This window comes from Pseudomonas benzenivorans (assembly GCF_024397895.1).
GTDB classification, from domain to species: domain Bacteria; phylum Pseudomonadota; class Gammaproteobacteria; order Pseudomonadales; family Pseudomonadaceae; genus Aquipseudomonas; species Aquipseudomonas benzenivorans_A.
Genome location: NZ_CP073346.1, coordinates 2721428 through 2740205, shown reverse-complemented (window position 1 = coordinate 2740205; position 18778 = coordinate 2721428). Strand labels below are relative to the sequence as shown.

Here is an 18778-nt window from a genome sequence, read left to right as displayed (position 1 = left end):
ACTCCTTGTTTCAGGTCGGTTGATTGCTGGGGAACAGGCGTTCGACGATGGCGCAGTCGAGCCATTGCCCCTCGAGGCAGGCGTGCTTCTCGTACACGCCCACCTGGCGAAAGCCACACGCGCGGCACAGCGCCAGGCTGGCCTCGTTGAAGGTGAAAATGCGCGACAGCACCTTCCAGAAGCCGCGCGCCTCGGCCTCGGCCAGCAGCGCATTGAGCAGCGGCCTGCCGAGTCCGCGGCCGCGCGCGCTCCGTTCCAGGTAGATCGAGAAATCGGCGACGCCGTCGTAACAGGCACGTGGGCGATAGCTGCTCAGCCCGGCCCAGGCCACCACCTGGTCGGCGTCGTCGAGCATGACCAGCAAGGGGTAGCGCTCGGCCGCCTCGATACGCCCGCGCATGTCGTCCGCCGCGCGCAGGGTCGTCTCGAACGTCGCGCTGCGCCCCTCGATCCCCTGGTTGTAGATCCTGGCGATCGCGTCGGCGTCCTTCGGCTCTGCCATTCGAATGTACATAGCGGCACCCATTAGGTTGTTAGTACCAACAATTTGTCCAAAATTTTTTCCCTCAACCGCCGGCCGGCGCCGCCGGGCAGCAGGCGCTCGCCAGGCCACAGCGAATTTCCGTCGCCCGGGTGATCTGCCGCAGCAGGCTCAGCGCCCCCTGCCTCGCTTCGGGCGAGAGGGCCTCGATCATCGCCCGCTCCTCGGCGATCAGGTCGGCGCGGATCTTCTGGTACAGCGCATGACCGGCTGGCGTGGCCTGGACCTGCACCGCGCGCCGATCCTCGGCATCCTCGATCCGCGAGACATAGCCCTTGCGCTCCAGGGTATCCACCACCCGGCTCGCGGTGCTCTTGTCGATGAACATCTCCTCGGCCAGCGCCTGCAGCCGCACGGCGCCGCGCTTCACCAGGGTTTCCAGCGCATAGCACTGCGAGACGGACACGTCGTGGCAGCAGATGCGATCGCGGTCGCGGAACTGGTAGACCCGTACGAGCTGGTTCAACGCCTCGTAGAGGTCCTCGGAATCCTGCGTGAGCTGATCTTTCTTGCTATTGGCCATGGTCACTGCTAATTAGTTGTCATGTGCAACAATACGCCCAGGCAATGCGGACGGTCAACCGTCCCATCCCCCACCAACAGCCAGAGAAGGCCAGAACCGCAGTGCACCGACAGGATAGGTACGCCTCGCCCATCGACCGCTGCAAGCTGATCGGGGCCATGGGGATCGGGCAGATCCTGGCGTGGAGCACAACCTATTACCTGCCCGCCGTGCTGGCCAGACCAATCGCCCGCGACACCGGCTGGTCGGTGGCTGGCGTGGTCGCCGGCCTCTCCTGTGGCTTGCTGGTGGCGGGCGTCTGTTCGCCGCTGGTCGGCCGACAGATCGACCGTCGCGGTGGGCGCCCCATCCTGGCAGGCAGTTCCGTGCTGATGGCTGTGGGGCTGTCGTGCATGGGCCTGGCCGAACACCTGGCCATCTACTACCTGGCCTGGGTCTGCATCGGGATGGCCATGGCGGCGGGCTTGTACGACGCCGCCTTCGCGACGCTCGGCCGCCTGCTCGGGGACAACGCCCGCGCGTCGATGACCGGACTGACCCTGCTCGGCGGCTTCGCCAGCACCCTCGGCTGGCCGCTGATCGCCGGCCTGGAACACGAGATGGGATGGCGCCACGCCTGCTTCACGCTGGCCGCCGGCCACCTGATGATCGGCCTGCCGATCCATGCCTTGCTCGTCCCCCGTGAAGCCGAAGTTTTGCCCGGCACCGGCGCGGGCGCCGCCAAGCTTGCAGGCCCCGTGCAGCAGTCGGCGGCCCTGAACCGGTTGTTCCTGACGGTCGCCGCCCTGCTCACCGTCCAGTCACTCGTGCTTTCGACCATCTCGGTGCACCTGCTGACCCTGCTCAAGCAGCTCGGCATCGCTACGGCGACGGCCCTGGCGATCGGCATGCTCATCGGCCCCTCACAGGTGGCGGCGCGCCTCGCGAACTTCACCGCGGCCGGCCGCCTGCATCCGGCCTGGTCGACCCGGCTCGGCGTACTCCTGTGCGGGCTGGGCGTCGCGTTTCTGATTCCAGCCCAGCCATGGCTGGCATTCGCGGCCATGGCGCTCTATGGCGCGGGAAACGGAATCCTCACCATCGCCCGGGGCGCACTCCCCCTGGAGCTGTTCGGGGCCGACGGATTCGGCGCGCGCATGGGGCTGCTGGCCAGGCCCATGCTCATCGCCCAGGCCCTGGGGCCCGTGGCCGCCGCCACCCTGCTGACCCGCTTCGGCGCGCAGACGCTTCTGCTGCTGCTGTGCGGCCTGGCGACCTTGAGCCTCTTGCTCAGCTGCCGGCTGCCGACAGGCACCTCGGCGCGCTAGCCACTGCGGCGCATCGGGCAGCCCAGGTAGAGCCGCAGCCGCCTATTTCAGCCCCAGACGCTTGGCCAGGCGCATCAGGTTGGCGCGGTCCAGCCCCAGCTCGCGGGCGGCGGCGGCCCAGCTGTGCTGATGGCGGCTCAGTGCCGCCTCGATCAGCTGTTTTTGATAGGCGTCCAGCGCCGTACGCAGCGGCAGCCCGGCAGGCGCCTGTGCGGGCGGCGGCGGGCTGGCTTCGGCGGGGCACTGGGCGTCCGCCAGGTCCAGCGCCGCGGCGTCGATGCTGAGCAGGCGCGGACGCTCGGCGCAGGCCGACAGGGCCTTGAGCGCGGCGCGGCCGATCAGGTGCTCCAGCTCGCGCACATTGCCCGGCCAGTCGTGGCCCAGCAGGGCCTTCTGCGCGTCGCCGCTCAGGCGCAAGCTACGCAGGCCCAGGCGCGCGCGGTTTTCCTCGAGGAAATAGCCGGCCAGCAGCAGCACGTCACGGCCGCGCTCGCGCAACGCCGGCACCCGCAGCGGGTAGACGCTCAGACGATGGTAGAGGTCGGCGCGAAAGCGCCCGGCGCGCACCTCCTCGGCCAGGTCGCGGTTGCTGGCAGCCAGCACCCGCACATTGACCCGGTGCTCGCGGTCCGAGCCGAGCCGCTGCAGCTGCCCGCTCTGCAGCACGCGCAGCAGCTTGGCCTGCACCGTCAGCGGCAGCTCGCCGACCTCGTCGAGAAACAGGGTGCCGCCATCGGCCAGTTCGAACTTGCCACTGCGCCCGCTGAGCGCACCGGAGAAGGCCCCGCGTACATGGCCGAACAACTCGCTCTCCACCAGGTTTTCCGGCAGGGCGGCGCAGTTGATGCTGATCAGCGGCCGCGTGGCCCGCGGCGACGCCGCGTGCAGCGCCTCGGCGACCAACTCCTTGCCAACCCCCGTCTCGCCACTGATGAGCACCGTCAGTTCGCTGCCGCCGACCAGGGCGATCTCGTCCAGCAGGCGCTTGTGACTGGCGCTCTGGCCGATCAGCTCGCGTGCCCGCTGACGCCCGGCGGCCTGCTTATAGACCTCCGCCAGTTGATGCTCGTCCTCGACCCGACGCAGCAGCAGGCTGATCCGCTCGCCCGCCATCACGGTGGCGGCGGCCAGCCCGGCAAAGGCCTCCAGGGTGTCGAGGTCGGCGCTGCCGAAACGCGCCGGGTCCAGGGCATCGAGGGTCAGCAGGCCCCAAGGGCGATCCTGCAGGTACAGCGGACAACCCAGGCAATCGTGCACTTCCAGGTGCCCGCGGTGGCCTTCCACCAGGCCGTCGTAGGGGTCGGGCAGGCCGCAGTCGGCGGCGAAACGGGTCGGCCCGCGGCGTTCCAGCAGGGCTTTGAGGCGCGGATGCTCGGCCAGTTTGAAGCGCCGACCGAGGGTGTCGGCGCTGAGGCCCTCGACCGCCAGCGGCACCAGTACCTCGCCGTCGAGCTTGAGCAGGGCCACCGCGTCGCAGGGCAACAACTGGCGCAGGGCCTCGAGCAGGCGCCGGTAGCGCTCGGCCTCGGGCAGCTCGCGGGACAGGTCGGCGACCAGTGGGATCAGCGCGGTGAGCAGGGAGTTTGCTGTCATAAGGACCACATCGAGTCATTAAGACTCGCAACGACTCGCTGTCATTATGACAGCCAAATAATTAAGTAATTGAAATATAAGGAAATTAAAACTGGCACGCGTTCTGCGATAGCCAGGGTGCAATCACGTTATCACGCAGCACACGCCCCGGCCCACTGCGCCAGGCGCCGCCCCAACCCAGAGGAAAACCACCGATGCTCACCACCCACCACCGCACCCTGATCAAAGCCACGGTACCGCTGCTGGAAAGCGGCGGCGAGGCACTGACCCGGCACTTCTACCAGCTGATGTTCACCGACTACCCGCAGGTGCGCGCGCTGTTCAACCAGGCCCACCAGGCCAGCGGCCAGCAGCAGCGGGCCCTGGCCAACGCGGTGCTGATGTACGCCCGGCATATCGACAAGCTCGAGGCCCTCGGCCCGCTGGTCGGGCAGATCGTCAACAAGCACGTGTCGCTGCAGATCCTCCCCGAGCACTACCCGATTGTCGGCAGCTGCCTGCTGCGGGCGATCCGCGAGGTGCTCGGCGCCGAGATCGCCACCGACGCGGTGATCGACGCCTGGGCCGCCGCCTACGGCCAGCTGGCCGAGCTGCTGATCGGCGCCGAGGAGCAGGCCTACGCCGCCAATGCCGAGGCGCCCGGCGGCTGGCGCGGCGCCCGCGGCTTCCGCCTGGCGCGCAGGGTGGTGGAGAGCGAGGAGATCGTCTCGCTGTACCTGGCCCCCGAGGACGGCGGCACGCTGCTGGACTTCCAGCCGGGGCAGTACATCGGCCTGCGCCTGCTGCTGGACGGCGAGGAACTGCGCCGCAACTATTCGCTGTCGGCCCTGGGCAACGGCCGCGAGTACCGCATCAGCGTCAAGCGCGAGGTCGACGGGCGGGTGTCCAACTACCTGCACGACCAGTTGCAGGTTGGCGAGCGCCTGGAGCTGTTCGCCCCGGCCGGCGACTTTGTCCTGCGGCCGTCGAGCAAGCCGCTGGTGCTGATCAGCGCCGGCGTCGGCATCACCCCGGCGCTGAGCATGCTCGAGGCCGCGCGCGGCAGCGGCCGGCCGATCCACTTTATCCACTGCGCCCGTCATGGTGGGGTGCATGCCTTCCGCGACTGGGTCGCCGGCCAGGCCATCGAGCACCCGCAGCTGCGTCATTACGTGTGCTACAGCGAGCCGCGCGAGGGCGACGCGGCAGACGCCCAGGGCCTGCTCAGCCGCGAGCAGCTGGACCAGTGGCTGCCGGCCGAACGCGACCTGGACGCCTACTTCCTCGGGCCCAAGCCGTTCATGGCGATGGTCAAGCGCCACCTGAGCGAGCTGGGCGTGCCGGCGAGCCAGAGCCGCTACGAGTTCTTCGGCCCGGCCAGTGCGCTGGACAGTTAACCCAAGGGGCCCTGGGCCCGGGAGGCAAGCATGATGCTTCTGTTCGACTGCCCCGAGCGGGCGCTGCGCCTGGCCAACCACCTGCTCGGCGGCGGACTGGCGCTGCTGCTGGCCGGGCTGTTCGGCGCCCTGTTCCTGCGCCACCTCGCCGGCCCGTTCTGCCAGCCGCGGGGCGATGGTCAGCCGGACTGAAGCCTCAGACCACACCGGCCTGGCGCAACGCGGCGATCTGCTCGGCACTCAGGCCCAGATGCTGCTGCAATACCTGCTCGCTGTGCTCACCGAGCAGCGGCGGGGCATTGCGGTACTGCACCGGCGTCTCCGACAGGCGCAACGGGCTGGCCACCAGCGGCGTGCGACTGCCCAGGCCGTTGGCCAGCTCGATGCGCAGGCCACGGGCCTGTACCTGGGGGTCGGCGAAGACCTGGGCCAGGTCGTTGATCGGCCCGCAGGGCACCCCGGCCCGCTCCAGAAGGGCGATCCACTCGGCGGTGGTCTTGAACACGGTGGCCTGACGCAACAACGGGATGAGTTCGCCACGGTGGGCGACCCGCGCCTTGTTGCTGGCGAAGCGTGGGTCGTCGGCCAGCTGCGGCAGCCCGGCGACCTCGCAGAGCTTGCGGAACTGCCCGTCGTTGCCCACGGCGATGATGAAATCGCCATCGGCCGAAGGAAAGTCCTGGTAGGGCACGATATTCGGGTGGGCATTGCCCAGGCGCTTGGGCGCAACACCGGTGTTCAGGTAGTTCATCGCCTGGTTGGCCAGGCAGGCGATCTGCACGTCGAGCAGGGCCACATCGATATGCTGGCCGATGCCCGACTGTTCGCGCTGGTTCAGCGCGGCGAGCACGCCGACCGTGGCGTACAGACCGGTGAGAATGTCGGTCAAGGCGACGCCCACCTTCACCGGCCCGGCGCCCTCCTCGCCTTCGGGGCGCCCGGTCAGGCTCATCAGGCCGCCGAGGCCCTGAACCAGGAAGTCGTAGCCGGCGCGCTTGGCGTAAGGTCCGGTCTGGCCGAAGCCGGTGATCGAGCAATAGACCAGGCGCGGATTGATCGTCTTCAGTGAGGCGTAATCCAGGCCGTAGGCGGCCAGGCCACCGACCTTGAAGTTCTCCAGCAGCACGTCGCACTGGCTCACCAGCTCGCGAACCAGGCGCTGCCCCTCGGGCTGGGTGAAGTCCAGGGTGAGCGACTGCTTGTTGCGGTTGGCACTCTGGAAGTAGGCCGCCTCGCGCGAATCCTCGCCCTCGGCGTCCTTGACGAAGGGCGGCCCCCAATGGCGGGTGTCGTCACCGGTGCCGGGGCGCTCGACCTTGATTACCTCGGCGCCGAGGTCGGCGAGGATCTGCCCGGCCCAGGGTCCGGCGAGCACGCGGGACAGGTCGAGCACACGAATATGGGACAGGGCGCCGGTCATCTGGCTCTCCGTAGGGTGCGCCATGCGCACCGTTGGCGGGTGGTGGTGCGCGCGGCGCACCCTGGATCGGCCGGGGCAGAGGCGGCGCCCGAGAGGTTCGCCGCCCCACCCGGACTCAGAAGAACGCCTGGATGCCGGTCTGCGCACGGCCGAGGATCAGCGCATGGACGTCGTGGGTGCCCTCGTAGGTGTTGACCACCTCCAGGTTGACCAGGTGCCGGGCCACGCCGAACTCGTCGCTGATGCCGTTGCCGCCGAGCATGTCGCGGGCCATGCGGGCGATGTCCAGGGCCTTGCCGCAGCTGTTGCGCTTCATGATCGAGGTGATCTCCACCGCGGCGGTGCCCTGGTCCTTCATCTGCCCCAGGCGCAGGCAGCCCTGCAGGGCCAGGGTGATCTCGGTCTGCATGTCGGCCAGCTTCTTCTGGATCAGCTGGTTGGCGGCCAGCGGGCGGCCGAACTGCTGGCGATCCAGGCAGTACTGGCGCGCGGTGTGCCAGCAGAACTCGGCGGCGCCCAGGGCGCCCCAGCTGATGCCGTAGCGGGCGGAGTTGAGGCAGGTGAAGGGACCCTTGAGGCCGCGCACGTCGGGGAAGGCGTTCTCTTCCGGGCAGAACACGTTGTCCATGACGATCTCGCCGGTGATCGAGGCGCGCAGGCCGACCTTGCCGTGGATCACCGGCGCCGAGAGGCCCTGCCAGCCCTTCTCCAGGACGAAGCCACGGATCTCGCCGGCGTCGTCCTTGGCCCAGACCACGAAGACATCGGCGATCGGGCTGTTGGTGATCCACATCTTGCTGCCGGACAGGCGATAGCCGCCGTCGACCTTCTTCGCCCGGGTGACCATCGCGCCCGGGTCGGAGCCGTGGTTAGGCTCGGTCAGGCCGAAGCAGCCGATGTACTCGCCGCTGGCCAGCTTGGGCAGGTACTTCTGCCGGGTGGCCTCGTTGCCGAACTCGTAGATCGGCACCATCACCAGGGACGACTGCACGCTCATCATCGAGCGGTAACCGGAATCGACCCGCTCCACTTCACGGGCGATCAGACCGTAGCTCACGTAGTTCAGGCCGCTGCCGCCGTAGGCCTCGGGAATGGTGGCGCCGAGCAGGCCGGTGTCGCCCATCTCGCGGAAGATCGCCGGGTCGGTCTGCTCGTTGCGGAAGGCCTCCAGCACTCGCGGGGCCAGCTTGTCGGCGGCGAACTGCTGAGCGCTGTCGCGCACCATGCGCTCTTCTTCGGTCAGTTGCTGATCGAGCAGCAGCGGGTCGATCCAGTTGAAGCTTGCCTTGGCCATGGTGAGCACCTCGAGTCGAACGGAGAAGGCTGTGGGGCACACGCGCAAGAGGGCACCCCCACAGCGGGGATTGGCTTGATCCTAGGCGTCCTGAGCGCGTCGGGCAAACGAGTTATCCGCACGCTATTGTGCGTTTTACTCACTTCGATCCGGCTTTAGTCGTTAATATTGCCGAAATACTGTGAGAGTGCCGCACAGATGCGCCGAAAGATTCCCAGCACCGCGGCATTGGTCGCCTTCGAGTCGGCCGCCCGCCACCAGAGCTTCACCAAGGCCGCCGGTGAGCTGGCGCTGACCCAGAGCGCCATCTGCCGCCAGGTCGCCAGCCTCGAGGAGTTCCTCAACGTCGAGCTGTTCCGCCGCTCGCGGCGCGGGGTCAAGCTGACCGAGGCCGGGCTGTCCTACGCCCGCCGCGTCGCCGCCCAGCTGGATGCAGTGGAGCGCGACACCCTGGCGGTGATGGGCCAGCAGGGCGCCATGACCATCGAGCTGGCAGTGGTGCCGACCTTCGGCACCCAGTGGCTGCTGCCACGGCTGAAGGAGTTCCAGCGCCTGCACCCCCAGGTCACGGTCAACCTGACCAATCGCACCCGACCCTTCCTGTTCGCCGATACCGACTTCGACGCGGCCATCTACTTCGGCGACGCCGACTGGTCCGGCACCGCCTCGCACCTGCTCATGCGGGAAAACCCCATGCCGGTGTGCAGCCCAGGCCTGCTGGATGGCCATCAACAGCTCAGCGCCGAACAGATCGCCGCGCTGCCGCTGCTGCAGCAGACCACCCGCCCTTACGCCTGGCGCCAGTGGTTCGACTCGCTGGGGATGAACGTGCCGCGCGACCTCAGCGGACCGCGCTACGAGCTGTTCTCCATGCTGGCCCAGGCGGCCATGCACGAGATGGGCGTGGCCCTGATCCCGCCCTTCCTGATCCAGCGCGAGCTGGCCGAGGGCCGTCTGGTGCTGGCCCTTGAGCATGCCTGCCGCAGCGACAAGGCCTACTACCTGATGATCCCCGAGCGCAAGGTGGAGTCCGCCGCGCTGCAGAGCTTTCGCGACTGGCTGGTGGTCGAGGCGCGGCATTATGCCGCGGCCAGCGGCCTTCAGCAGGGCGTTGCGCCCGGGCCTGGCATGTAGTCGGGGCCTCGCCTGGCGACATCGCTTTTGCCAATCGCGCCATCGCCGATGACGCAGGGGCGCTAGGATCGGACCTGTGGCATAGCTGACCCCGTAGTCAATAACTGGCGGCGCTACACTTCACCCCGTTACAGCCCCTGCCGATGTTTGATTTCTTGCACAGTCAGGCTCGGCCAGGGCCCGGCAGTGCTGGGTTGACGATAAACGGACAGGAAAATGTCGCGCTCAGGCAGCTGCGCCCATAACAATGTCGCCATTATTTGAAATAAACCTTCTGTAAAGCCTGAAAGCCCCGCCCTAGCAGCGCGGGCTCGAAAATGCAGAACACACAGTCACGGCGTGACCTGTAGTTATCGCAAGGTTTTGCTCCAGAACTTCTTGAAGGCCTGGAGCTTCGCCTGCAAAATGCCGCGCCCGCCCCTTGAGAAGCGACTGCTCGGGCGGATTTGTGCTGATCACCCCCTCGCCAGCGTGCCACCCGCAGTGCGCCGGTCCACTAAAAAGATCACGCAGGAGAAAAGAAGTGCACATCGGTGTTCCTCTCGAAACCCAGGCTGGTGAAACGCGGGTGGCCGCGACGCCGGAGACCATCAAGAAGCTGATCGGCCAAGGCCATCAGGTAACCGTACAGAGCGGCGCGGGGGTCAGCGCCAGCATTCCGGACAGCGCCTACGCGGCGGTTGGCGCCTCCATCGGCAGCGACGCAGCGGCCTTCGGCGCCGACCTGGTGCTGAAGGTGGTGGCGCCGAGCGACGGCGAGCTGGCACACATGAAGGTCGGCGCGGTGCTGGTCGGCATGCTCAATCCGTTCAGCAACGAAACCATCGCCCGCATGAACGCCCGCGGCATCACCGCCTTCGCCCTGGAAGCGGCGCCGCGCACATCCCGCGCGCAGAGCCTGGATGTGCTTTCGTCGCAAGCCAACATCGCCGGCTACAAGGCCGTGATGCTCGCCGCCAACCACTACCCGCGCTTCATGCCGATGCTGATGACCGCCGCCGGTACCGTGAAGGCCGCCCGCGTGCTGGTCCTCGGTGCCGGTGTCGCCGGCCTGCAGGCCATCGCCACGGCCAAGCGCCTGGGTGCGGTGATCGAAGCCTCGGACGTACGCCCGGCAGTGAAGGAGCAGATCGAGTCCCTCGGCGCCAAGTTCGTCGACGTGCCCTTCGAGACCGATGAGGAGCGCGAGTGCGCCCAGGGCGTCGGCGGCTACGCGCGGCCGATGCCGCAGTCGTGGATGGAGCGCCAGGCCAAGGCGGTGCACGAGCGCGCCAAGCAGGCCGACATCGTCATCACCACCGCACTGATCCCGGGCCGCAAAGCCCCGGTGCTGCTCAAGCAAGAAACCGTTGAGCAGATGAAGCCCGGCTCGGTGGTCATCGACCTGGCAGCTGCCCAGGGCGGCAACTGCCCGCTGACCGTCGCCGAGCAGGTGGTCATCCAGCACGGCGTGACCATCGTCGGCCACAGCAACCTGGCCGCCATGGTGCCGGCCGATGCCTCGGCGCTGTATGCGCGCAACCTGCTGGACTTCCTCAAGCTGGTCATCGACAAGGACGGCCAGTTCCACCTCAACCTCGAAGACGACATCGTCGCCGCGTGCCTGATGTGCCGCGACGGCCAAGTCGTCCGCAACAACGGCTAAGGGGAGACGCGCACATGGATATGATTTCCGATGGCATCTACAACCTGATCATCTTCGCCCTGGCGATCTACGTCGGCTACCACGTGGTGTGGAACGTCACCCCGGCCCTGCACACCCCGCTGATGGCGGTGACCAACGCGATCTCGGCGATCGTCATCGTCGGCGCCATGCTGGCTGCCGCACTGACCGTCACCCCGCTGGGCAAGACCATGGGCACCCTGGCCGTGGCCCTGGCCGCGGTCAACGTGTTCGGTGGCTTCCTGGTCACCCGACGCATGCTGGAAATGTTCAAGAAGAAAGCGCCGAAAGCGGCTGCGGAGAAGCACTGACCATGAGCATGAACCTGATCACTGTTCTCTACCTCGTCGCCTCGATCTGCTTTATCCAGGCGCTCAAGGGCCTGTCGCACCCGACCAGCTCGCGGCGCGGCAACCTGTTCGGCATGATCGGCATGGCCATCGCCATCGTCACCACCGTCGGCCTGATCTACAAGCTGGGCGCCGAGATGGCCACCGCCGGCATCGGCTACGTGATCGTCGGCCTGCTGGTCGGCGGCAGCGTCGGCACCGTCATGGCCAAGCGCGTCGAGATGACCAAGATGCCCGAGCTGGTAGCCTTCATGCACAGCATGATCGGTCTGGCCGCGGTGTTCATCGCCATCGCCGCGGTGGTCGAGCCCCAGTCCCTGGGCATCGTTGCATCCCTGGGTGACGCGATTCCGTCCGGCAACCGTCTGGAGCTGTTCCTCGGCGCAGCCATCGGCGCCATCACCTTCTCCGGTTCGGTGATCGCCTTCGGCAAGCTGTCGGGCAAGTACAAGTTCCGCCTGTTCCAGGGCGCACCGGTACAGTTCGCCGGCCAGCACATGCTCAACCTGGCGGTCGGCCTGGCGATCATCGGCCTGGGCCTGGTGTACACCTTCACCGGCGACATCACCTCGTTCGCCATTCTGGTGGCCCTGGCCTTCGTCATTGGCGTGCTGATCATCATCCCGATCGGTGGCGCCGACATGCCGGTGGTGGTGTCGATGCTCAACAGCTACTCGGGCTGGGCAGCGGCCGGTATCGGCTTCTCGCTGAACAACTCGATGCTGATCATCGCCGGCTCCCTGGTCGGCTCCTCCGGTGCGATCCTCTCGTACATCATGTGCAAGGCGATGAACCGCTCGTTCTTCAACGTCATCCTCGGCGGCTTCGGCGGCGCGACGGATGCCGGTCCGGCAGCGGGCAGCGGCGAGCAGCGTCCGGTGAAATCCGGCTCGAGCGACGACGCGGCCTTCCTGCTGACCAACGCCGACAGCGTGATCATCGTTCCCGGCTACGGCCTGGCGGTGGCCCGCGCCCAGCACGCACTGATGGAGCTGGCCGAGAAGCTGACCCATCGCGGGGTCAACGTGAAGTACGCCATCCACCCCGTTGCCGGTCGTATGCCCGGGCACATGAACGTACTGCTGGCCGAGGCCGAGGTGCCTTACGAGCAGGTGTTCGAGATGGAAGACATCAACTCCGAGTTCGGCCAGGCCGACGTGGTGCTGGTGCTCGGCGCCAACGACGTGGTCAACCCGGCGGCGAAGAACGATCCGAAGTCGCCGATCGCCGGCATGCCGATCCTCGAGGCCTACAAGGCCAAGACGGTAATCGTCAACAAGCGCTCGATGGCCAGCGGCTATGCCGGCCTGGACAACGAACTGTTCTATCTGGACAAGACCATGATGGTCTTCGGCGACGCCAAGAAGGTGATCGAGGACATGGTCAAGGCCGTCGACTGACCGCCCTGAGCCCTCGATAAGAAGCCCGGCCCTGCGCCGGGCTTTTTTCTGCCCGAGTGTTTTGAGGCCGGCCGCCAGAGGTACAGACGCAGCGAAATCGGTGCGCAGCTTCGTGAATAAGCTGAACGCCAGGTCAAGCACCCTGACCAGTCAATTTGAAACTGTACCTATAGCTAATTGCTGGTCTGAATACATAAGACAGGATTTTTTACTGGAAATATTCAATTTGCACGAGACCTCACTGATGGCAGGTACAGTTCTCACTAAAATCGGCAACACAGTTACAAAGCAAACTATCTAATAGCTCCGCAATTAGCCTCAGCTGTGACTACTGAATCCTTGGCCAGGCGAGGAAAATGGGCTCCAGTCAAAACACTCTCTAGTCCCGCCACAAGCGGAAGGATGTCACCATGGAACGTACACTCAGTTCCGACCTGTTCTACGACAACAGCACCTCCAACAACGGTTCCCTTCCGCTGCGCCTGCTCGCCGCTGCAATGCTTTGGCAGCGCCGCATCGTCAGCCGCCGCCAGCTGGCCCGCCTGGATGCTCGCCTGCTGGCTGACGCCGGCATCAGCGAAAGCCAGCGCCAGGCCGAACTGCGCAAGCCGTTCTGGCGTTAAGCGCCGCGGCGTGAAGCCGACCGCGCTCGCAGACAAGACCCGCCCACGCTCAGCGTCGGCGGGTCTTGTCGTTTCAGGGCAGTGCCATTGAGCCACTGCGATACAGTTACCCGACCTCACTGCATAACAGTTGCTGAAAGGCCAAAACTGGACCAGTACAATTAAACCTCGCTGTAGCTGCAAACCGACCCGGCGCTTCGCGATCATGGTGCTCCATACACCAATCCCCGCCCCGTGCGGGAAGGTCGACTGTCATGGAGCGCATACTCAACAGCAACGTATTGACCCGCCAGCCCCTCCATACCCACTGGCTCGACAGCCTGCACGCCACCGGCGCCCGCTGGCTGCGCAACGTCCGTACCCGCCGGCAACTGGCCAACCTCGACGAACGCCTGCTGGCGGACGCCGGCATCACCCCGAGCGAGCGCCGCAGTGAGCTGGACAAGCCCTTCTGGCAGTGACCGCCGATGTACGACGGGGTCGTCGCTGGGCTAGGCTTGGGCCTTCGCACACAGCCAGTCGCCGCGCCCGGCGGCGACCTCTCGGGAGGTCCGCACCATGAACACCATTCCCTCACTCGGCTTGACCGCGCTGCTGCTGATCAGCGGCGGCGCGGCGGCCTCCAGTTTCATCGGCACCACCGACGCCCTCGGCAACGCCCTGGTCGGCACCTCGGACGCCAGTACCGATGCCACCTCATCGCTACGCGACGACAAGCTGGTGCTCGGCGCCCGGGACGACGCGGCCAGCTTCGTCGCCAGTCAGGGCCAGATCCGCGGCGTTCGCCTGGAGGCAGCCCTGGAGCACATCCGTCGGCAGCACCCGAACCTGCAGGCCGGTGACCTGCAACTGGCCAGGGCCATTCTCGGCCTCTGAGAGGCAGCCGACTCGTCCCAAGCGCTACGCCTGTCTCTGGCCGGGCGACACGCATTCGGCTAGCCTTGCCGCCGCCGTCCGGCCCCTGCGCGCAGGAACCGCGCCACCCGTCCCGCGTCCAATAGCCATCGCTCGTCTCCCGGAGACCCTCCATGCACTGTCCGCTGCTCGCCGTCATCGTCTGTATCGCCCTGTCCGCCGGCAGCGCCCAGGCGCAAACCCTGGTCGCCACCAGCAACATCATCGTTCGCGCGCTGGACCGCAGCCTCGACTTCACCTCGGACACCACCACCTCGATCCGTGACCTGAAGGTGGTGGTCGAGGCCCGCGACGACGCCGCCAGCTTCGTCGCCAGCCAGGGCGCGATCCGCGGCGCCCACCTGGAAGCGGCGCTCGGCGTCATTCGCAGCCGCGTGCCCGAAGCCCAGGCCGCCTCCGATCAGCAGCTGGCCGAAGCCATCCTCGCCCGGTGAACCGCGGCCGCGCCTGGCTGCTGGCGTTGACCCTGCTGGCCAGCAGCTGCAGCCACGCCGAGCTGCGCCTGGGGCTGGACGCCGAGGGCCTGAACGGCCAGCAGCGCTTGGCCAGCCAGACGCTCCTGGACGAGGCCCTCGAGGCCTTGCCGCCGCGCCTGCGCCAGCAGCTCGATCGCCGCGTCCGGGTGCGCTGGCGCGACATGCCGAGCCGGGTCTACGGCCGCGCCGGGCGCTTCAGCGGCATCGAGCTGAACGCCGCGCTGTTGCCGGCCCTGAGCGACGGCAGCGCCGCCAGCGCAGCGAGCGGGCGGGCCCACGGCACCCTGCGCCGCGAACTGCTGGCCACCCTGGTGCACGAAGTCGCCCACCTGTATGACCGCGCGCGCCTGTGGCCCGCCGCCGAACGCCGCCAGCTGCAACGCTGCCGCCGTCTCGCCGCCAGCCTGGGGCCGATCGGCCAGCCCGACGCCTGCCGCGGCCAGGACGCACGGCGCTTCACCTTGAGCGACGATCCCTACCTGCTCGATCTGGCCGGCTGGCCGCAGCGGGTCGGCAGCCGCGGCCGGCGCGAACACGTCAACGCCCAGCTGGCACGCAGTCCGGATGTCTACGAACTGAGCAACCCCCGGGAGTTCGTCGCGGTCAATCTCGAGTACTTCCTGCTGGACCCCAGCTACGCCTGCCGTCGGCCGTCGCTGGCGCGCTATTTTCGCGCCCATTTCGCCTGGGCACCGCCGCTGTCCCAGCCCTGCGTCGATGGCTACGCCTACCTCAACGCCGGCCGCGACTTCGCCCGCCAGCCGCTGGGCCGCCTGGACCCCGAGCGGGTCTACCAGGTCGACTACCTGCTCGCCGAAGCCAACCAGGACTGGGCCAGCCGCTGGGGCCACAGCATGCTGCGCCTGGTGATCTGCGCACCCGGCCGACCGCGCGGCCCGGACTGCCGCCTGGACCTCGACCAGCACCTGGTGCTGTCCTACCGCGCCTTCGTCGGCGACCTGCAGCTGTCCAGCTGGGACGGCCTGACCGGCGCCTATCCGTCGCGGCTGTTCGTCCTGCCCCTGGCCCAGGTGATCGAGGAGTACACCAAGGTCGAGCTGCGCAGCCTGGCCTCGGTGCCGCTCAAGCTCGAACGCGCGCAGCTGGAGGCCCTGGTGACCCGCGCCGCCGAGCAGCACTGGAGCTACGACGGCGATTACTACTTCATCGCCAACAACTGCGCGGTGGAGACCCTCAAGCTGCTGCGCAGCGCCGTCCAGACGCCGGCGCTACAGGGCTTCGACAGCATCCTGCCCAACGGCCTGCTGGACGGCCTGGTGGCGCGCGAGCTGGCCGACCGCAGCGTGCTCGACGATCCGCGCGAGGCGCTGCGCCTGGGCTATCGCTTCGACTCCTTTCGCGAGCGCTACCAGGCGATGTTCGCCGTGCTGCGCGAGCGCCTGCCGATCGCCCAGCGGCGCGTCGAAGACTGGCTGGCGCAACCGGCCCAGGCGCGGCGCCGCTGGTTCGCCGAGGCCGACCTGCGCGCTGCCGCCGCCTTGCTGCTGCTGGAACAGGCGGCCCTGCGCCGCCAGCTGCTGCTGGCCCAGGACCAGCTCAAGCAACGCTACCTCGGCGACCTCGGCAGCACGAACCCGGGCCTGCACAAGGCCGGCGACGCGCTGCAGCAGATCCTCGCCAACAGCGGGTTTCTCAGTCGCCCGGCGGAGCTGCTCGACGGCGGCTACGGCCTGCCCCAGGCCGGCGAGTGGCAGCGCCTGGAAGCCGAGAGTCAGGCCCGCCAACAGCAGCTGCGCCGCCTCAGCGACGACCTCGACCTAGAAGTGCGCGCGCTGCTGGCGCCGGCCCTGCTGGCCGAACTGGAAGCCGGCGAGGCCAATCTGCTGGCGTTGCGCGCCCACCTGCGCGCCCTGCACCGGGCCGGCGGCGGCCTGCAGCTGCCCTGAGGTCGCCGCCCGGAATCATCCGGCGGTCAGGGGATCAGCTCCTGCTGCTCATCCGGCAACTGCGGGTCCAGGTGCAACAAGGGCAGCCGGCTCTGCACCCAGATATGCCGCTCGGCCGGGGCCTGCTCGGGGTGATCCAGGGTGGCCACCGTGACATCCAGGGTCTCTGGGCTGAGGGTGGTGAAGAGGGTCAGTTGAGCGCCGCACTGACCACAGAAGCTGCGGGTGCAGCTGCCGGACGAGGCGTATTCCCGGGGCGTGCCGGCCAGCCACTGGAAGCTGCTCAGGGGCACGCTGATCCAGGTAGTGACGATGCCGCCGCTGCTGCGCCGGCACACCGTACAGTGACAATGGGCGATATCGCGCAACGGTGCCCGGAACCGGTAACGCAAGGCGCCGCACTGGCAGCCGCCGCCATGAACCTCGTCCATCACTCACCTCCTGGTGTTTACTTGCTCGTCGCCCTTGCCTCGCCAGGCAGTGCTGGCCAATATGGCCGTTTGACCGCCGCCGGGGAATGTCGTGCTGGAGTTGTTGCTGGCTTTGTGGCCACTGTTCGCCTTGATCGTCGCCGGCTACTACCTGCGCCGCTGGGAGTTTCCCAACGAAGCCTTCTGGCCCGGCGCCGAGCGGCTGAACTACTTCATCCTGTTTCCCGCCCTGCTGTTCAGCAGCCTGGCCACTGCGCCGCTGGACAATCCGGCGCTGCCGCGCCTGGGCCTGGCGGTGATGCTCGCCCTGGGCATCGCCTGGTTGGCCCTGCTGCTGCTGCGGCGCCTGCGCGGCTGGCGGGCGGCGCGCTTCGGCGCCTTCACCCAGGGTGCCCTGCGCTTCAACACCTACCTGGGCCTGGCCGCGGTGGCCAGCCTGTTCGGCCAGGAAGGCCTGACCCTGGCGGCGCTGATGCTGGCGCTGATGGTGCCGACGGTGAACGTGCTGTCGGTCTGGTCGCTGACGGCCGAGCGCGGCGTCAGCGCCCGCAGCCTGCTGCTGCCGATTCTCAAGAACCCCTTGATCCTCGCCTGCTTCGGCGGCGCCCTGGTCAACTTCAGCGGCCTCGGCCTGCCGGGCGGCACCGGGCGCCTGCTGGGCCTGCTGGCCGCCGCCAGCCTGCCGCTGGGCCTGTTCTGCGTCGGCGCGGCGCTCAAGCCCGAGCAACTGGGGGGCGAGATTCCGGCCCTGGGCTGGAACAGCCTGCTGCGCCTGCTGGCCATGCCGGCGCTGGCCTGGGCCGTGGCCTACGCGCTGCACCTGCCGGCCACGGAAAGCACGGTGCTGGTGCTGTTCTTCGCCCTGCCCACGGCGCCGACCGCCTACGTGCTGACCCGCCAGCTGGGCGGCGACAGTCAACTGATGGCCGGCCTGATCACCCTGCAGACCCTGCTGGCCGCCGCCAGCCTGCCGCTGGTGCTGATGCTGCTGGCGCTCTGAGCCCGAGGCTCAGCGCTGGGCCTGACGGTCGCGGGCTTCAAGGTAGGCGTCGAGCAGGCGCAGGTGGCGGTCGCTGCCGCGAAACTGCAGCAGGCTCAGGTTGATGGTCTGCATGAGTTGCTCGGCGCGGGGGTGTGCACGCGACACGATGACGTGCAGGCTGATCTCGCCAAAACTGCTCCGCGAGCGGCGAAAGCGGCTGGCGGGCTGGCCGGTGGCGGCGAGCGCCGCAGCGCCTATGGGGCCATTGGCGATGAAGAAGTCGTCGCGACCGAGCAGCAACAGGCGGGCGCACTCGTTCAATCCCTTGGGCGCATGACGCAGCAGCCGACCCTGCTCGACCATGGCCTGAATCGCCGTGGGCAGTTGCCAGCCGAGGGGATAGCACAAGCGCCGGCCGCTCAGCGTCGACAGGTCATCGACCTCGTAAGCCCTGCCGGCCAGGCTGAACAGGTGCTGCCTGACCACCATCAGCGGTTCGGAAAACAGGAACTGCTCGCCCAGCGCCTCGGTGCGGATATAGGGGAAGGTGGCATCGTACTTGCCCTGCTGGGTCATACGCAGGCCACGGCTCCAGGGCAACCAGTCGAGACTGCTGGCGACGTGCGCCTGGCCCAGGGCCTGCTCGACCACCTGAGCGAGCAGGCCGCCGCCCGGCAGTTCCTTGCTGGTGAAGGGGGCATAGCCATCGCCGGTGACCAGGCGCAGGTCGTTGGCCTCGGCTCGCGCGACCAGGCACAGCAACAATACCAGCCAACCGAATCTGCTCGTCCGTATCAACCGACAGTATCCTTCCTTCGACCAGTGACCGGGCGTCTGAGCCAC

20 protein-coding genes are annotated in these 18778 nt (G+C 67.8%); 13 read left to right on the top strand and 7 right to left on the bottom strand.

The genetic code is table 11. The annotated features are described in order from the left end of the window. Positions 1-10: 10 nt before the first annotated feature. Both KDW96_RS12820 and KDW96_RS12815 read right to left on the bottom strand, forming a co-directional pair. Positions 11-514: an arsinothricin resistance N-acetyltransferase ArsN1 family A gene (locus KDW96_RS12820; protein WP_255836641.1), complete on the bottom strand. Its 504-nt coding sequence runs from the start codon at positions 512-514 to the stop codon at positions 11-13. Between the two features lie 52 nt (positions 515-566). Then, positions 567-1064 (bottom strand): MarR family winged helix-turn-helix transcriptional regulator, encoded by a 498-nt coding sequence (locus tag KDW96_RS12815; RefSeq protein WP_255836640.1) that lies wholly within the window; start codon positions 1062-1064, stop codon positions 567-569. 158 nt (positions 1065-1222) lie between these two features. On the opposite strand from KDW96_RS12815, the gene KDW96_RS12810 reads away from it, so the two are divergent. Further along, complete coding sequence (locus KDW96_RS12810) at positions 1223-2371, top strand: MFS transporter (protein WP_370295453.1); 1149 nt, start codon at positions 1223-1225, stop codon at positions 2369-2371. 42 nt (positions 2372-2413) lie between these two features. On the opposite strand, the gene norR is transcribed toward KDW96_RS12810, so the two are convergent. Beyond that, complete coding sequence (norR, locus tag KDW96_RS12805) at positions 2414-3964, bottom strand: nitric oxide reductase transcriptional regulator NorR (protein ID WP_255836638.1); 1551 nt, start codon at positions 3962-3964, stop codon at positions 2414-2416. A 194-nt stretch (positions 3965-4158) separates the two neighbouring features. On the opposite strand from norR, the gene hmpA reads away from it, so the two are divergent. Together hmpA and KDW96_RS12795 are read left to right on the top strand one after the other, a co-directional pair. Beyond that, positions 4159-5340, top strand: a complete 1182-nt coding sequence (hmpA, locus tag KDW96_RS12800; protein WP_255836637.1) for an NO-inducible flavohemoprotein — start codon at positions 4159-4161, stop codon at positions 5338-5340. Between the two features lie 30 nt (positions 5341-5370). Beyond that, positions 5371-5532 carry a hypothetical protein gene (locus tag KDW96_RS12795; protein ID WP_255836636.1) on the top strand — a complete coding sequence of 54 codons (162 nt, stop codon included), beginning with the start codon at positions 5371-5373 and terminating at the stop codon, positions 5530-5532. 4 nt (positions 5533-5536) lie between these two features. On the opposite strand, the gene KDW96_RS12790 is transcribed toward KDW96_RS12795, so the two are convergent. Continuing rightward, a complete protein-coding gene (locus KDW96_RS12790) occupies positions 5537-6760 on the bottom strand; it encodes a CaiB/BaiF CoA transferase family protein (protein ID WP_255836635.1) in 1224 nt (407 codons plus the stop codon). A 115-nt stretch (positions 6761-6875) separates the two neighbouring features. Continuing rightward, positions 6876-8054 (bottom strand): acyl-CoA dehydrogenase, encoded by a 1179-nt coding sequence (locus KDW96_RS12785; protein WP_255836634.1) that lies wholly within the window; start codon positions 8052-8054, stop codon positions 6876-6878. Positions 8055-8252: 198 nt separating this feature from the next. On the opposite strand from KDW96_RS12785, the gene KDW96_RS12780 reads away from it, so the two are divergent. The 9 genes from KDW96_RS12780 (at position 8253) to KDW96_RS12740 (ending at position 16522) form a co-directional block, all read left to right on the top strand. Continuing rightward, positions 8253-9188, top strand: coding sequence for a LysR family transcriptional regulator (locus KDW96_RS12780; protein WP_255836633.1), 936 nt, complete (start codon positions 8253-8255; stop codon positions 9186-9188). Positions 9189-9711: 523 nt separating this feature from the next. Further along, complete coding sequence (locus tag KDW96_RS12775; RefSeq protein WP_255836632.1) at positions 9712-10833, top strand: Re/Si-specific NAD(P)(+) transhydrogenase subunit alpha; 1122 nt, start codon at positions 9712-9714, stop codon at positions 10831-10833. Positions 10834-10847: 14 nt separating this feature from the next. After that, complete coding sequence (locus tag KDW96_RS12770; RefSeq protein WP_213641751.1) at positions 10848-11162, top strand: NAD(P) transhydrogenase subunit alpha part 2; 315 nt, start codon at positions 10848-10850, stop codon at positions 11160-11162. A 2-nt stretch (positions 11163-11164) separates the two neighbouring features. Continuing rightward, entirely contained in the window at positions 11165-12601 is a 1437-nt protein-coding gene (locus KDW96_RS12765; RefSeq protein ID WP_255836631.1) for an NAD(P)(+) transhydrogenase (Re/Si-specific) subunit beta, read from the top strand. 410 nt (positions 12602-13011) lie between these two features. Next, entirely contained in the window at positions 13012-13224 is a 213-nt protein-coding gene (locus KDW96_RS12760) for a DUF1127 domain-containing protein (protein ID WP_255836630.1), read from the top strand. Positions 13225-13478: 254 nt separating this feature from the next. Further along, positions 13479-13685, top strand: coding sequence for a DUF1127 domain-containing protein (locus KDW96_RS12755; RefSeq protein ID WP_255836629.1), 207 nt, complete (start codon positions 13479-13481; stop codon positions 13683-13685). Between the two features lie 97 nt (positions 13686-13782). Continuing rightward, positions 13783-14100, top strand: coding sequence for a DUF2388 domain-containing protein (locus KDW96_RS12750; RefSeq protein WP_255836628.1), 318 nt, complete (start codon positions 13783-13785; stop codon positions 14098-14100). A 152-nt stretch (positions 14101-14252) separates the two neighbouring features. Further along, entirely contained in the window at positions 14253-14573 is a 321-nt protein-coding gene (locus KDW96_RS12745; protein WP_255836627.1) for a DUF2388 domain-containing protein, read from the top strand. Continuing rightward, entirely contained in the window at positions 14570-16522 is a 1953-nt protein-coding gene (locus KDW96_RS12740) for a DUF7844 domain-containing protein (protein WP_255836626.1), read from the top strand. The genes KDW96_RS12745 and KDW96_RS12740 overlap by 4 nt, the downstream gene beginning before the upstream one ends. Before the next feature lie 26 nt (positions 16523-16548). Here KDW96_RS12740 and KDW96_RS12735 read toward each other — a convergent pair whose 3' ends face one another. Then, positions 16549-16953 carry a GFA family protein gene (locus tag KDW96_RS12735; RefSeq protein WP_255836625.1) on the bottom strand — a complete coding sequence of 135 codons (405 nt, stop codon included), beginning with the start codon at positions 16951-16953 and terminating at the stop codon, positions 16549-16551. 91 nt (positions 16954-17044) lie between these two features. Here KDW96_RS12735 and KDW96_RS12730 point away from each other — a divergent pair, with 91 nt between their 5' ends. Next, a complete protein-coding gene (locus KDW96_RS12730; RefSeq protein ID WP_255836624.1) occupies positions 17045-17953 on the top strand; it encodes an AEC family transporter in 909 nt (302 codons plus the stop codon). Positions 17954-17962: 9 nt separating this feature from the next. Here KDW96_RS12730 and KDW96_RS12725 read toward each other — a convergent pair whose 3' ends face one another. Continuing rightward, entirely contained in the window at positions 17963-18733 is a 771-nt protein-coding gene (locus KDW96_RS12725; RefSeq protein WP_255836623.1) for a substrate-binding periplasmic protein, read from the bottom strand. Positions 18734-18778 lie beyond the last annotated feature (45 nt).

Excerpts from the sequence above, each read along its gene's own strand:
- KDW96_RS12820 (WP_255836641.1), bottom strand. The coding sequence starts at position 514 with ATGTACATTCGAATGGCAGAGCCGAAGGACGCCGACGCGATCGCCAGG.
- KDW96_RS12815 (WP_255836640.1), bottom strand. The coding sequence starts at position 1,064 with ATGGCCAATAGCAAGAAAGATCAGCTCACGCAGGATTCCGAGGACCTC.
- KDW96_RS12810 (WP_370295453.1), top strand. The coding sequence starts at position 1,223 with ATGGGGATCGGGCAGATCCTGGCGTGGAGCACAACCTATTACCTGCCC.
- norR (WP_255836638.1), bottom strand. The coding sequence starts at position 3,964 with ATGACAGCAAACTCCCTGCTCACCGCGCTGATCCCACTGGTCGCCGAC.
- hmpA (WP_255836637.1), top strand. The coding sequence starts at position 4,159 with ATGCTCACCACCCACCACCGCACCCTGATCAAAGCCACGGTACCGCTG.
- KDW96_RS12795 (WP_255836636.1), top strand. The coding sequence starts at position 5,371 with ATGATGCTTCTGTTCGACTGCCCCGAGCGGGCGCTGCGCCTGGCCAAC.
- KDW96_RS12790 (WP_255836635.1), bottom strand. The coding sequence starts at position 6,760 with ATGACCGGCGCCCTGTCCCATATTCGTGTGCTCGACCTGTCCCGCGTG.
- KDW96_RS12785 (WP_255836634.1), bottom strand. The coding sequence starts at position 8,054 with ATGGCCAAGGCAAGCTTCAACTGGATCGACCCGCTGCTGCTCGATCAG.
- KDW96_RS12780 (WP_255836633.1), top strand. The coding sequence starts at position 8,253 with ATGCGCCGAAAGATTCCCAGCACCGCGGCATTGGTCGCCTTCGAGTCG.
- KDW96_RS12770 (WP_213641751.1), top strand. The coding sequence starts at position 10,848 with ATGGATATGATTTCCGATGGCATCTACAACCTGATCATCTTCGCCCTG.
- KDW96_RS12765 (WP_255836631.1), top strand. The coding sequence starts at position 11,165 with ATGAGCATGAACCTGATCACTGTTCTCTACCTCGTCGCCTCGATCTGC.
- KDW96_RS12760 (WP_255836630.1), top strand. The coding sequence starts at position 13,012 with ATGGAACGTACACTCAGTTCCGACCTGTTCTACGACAACAGCACCTCC.
- KDW96_RS12755 (WP_255836629.1), top strand. The coding sequence starts at position 13,479 with ATGGAGCGCATACTCAACAGCAACGTATTGACCCGCCAGCCCCTCCAT.
- KDW96_RS12750 (WP_255836628.1), top strand. The coding sequence starts at position 13,783 with ATGAACACCATTCCCTCACTCGGCTTGACCGCGCTGCTGCTGATCAGC.
- KDW96_RS12745 (WP_255836627.1), top strand. The coding sequence starts at position 14,253 with ATGCACTGTCCGCTGCTCGCCGTCATCGTCTGTATCGCCCTGTCCGCC.
- KDW96_RS12735 (WP_255836625.1), bottom strand. The coding sequence starts at position 16,953 with ATGGACGAGGTTCATGGCGGCGGCTGCCAGTGCGGCGCCTTGCGTTAC.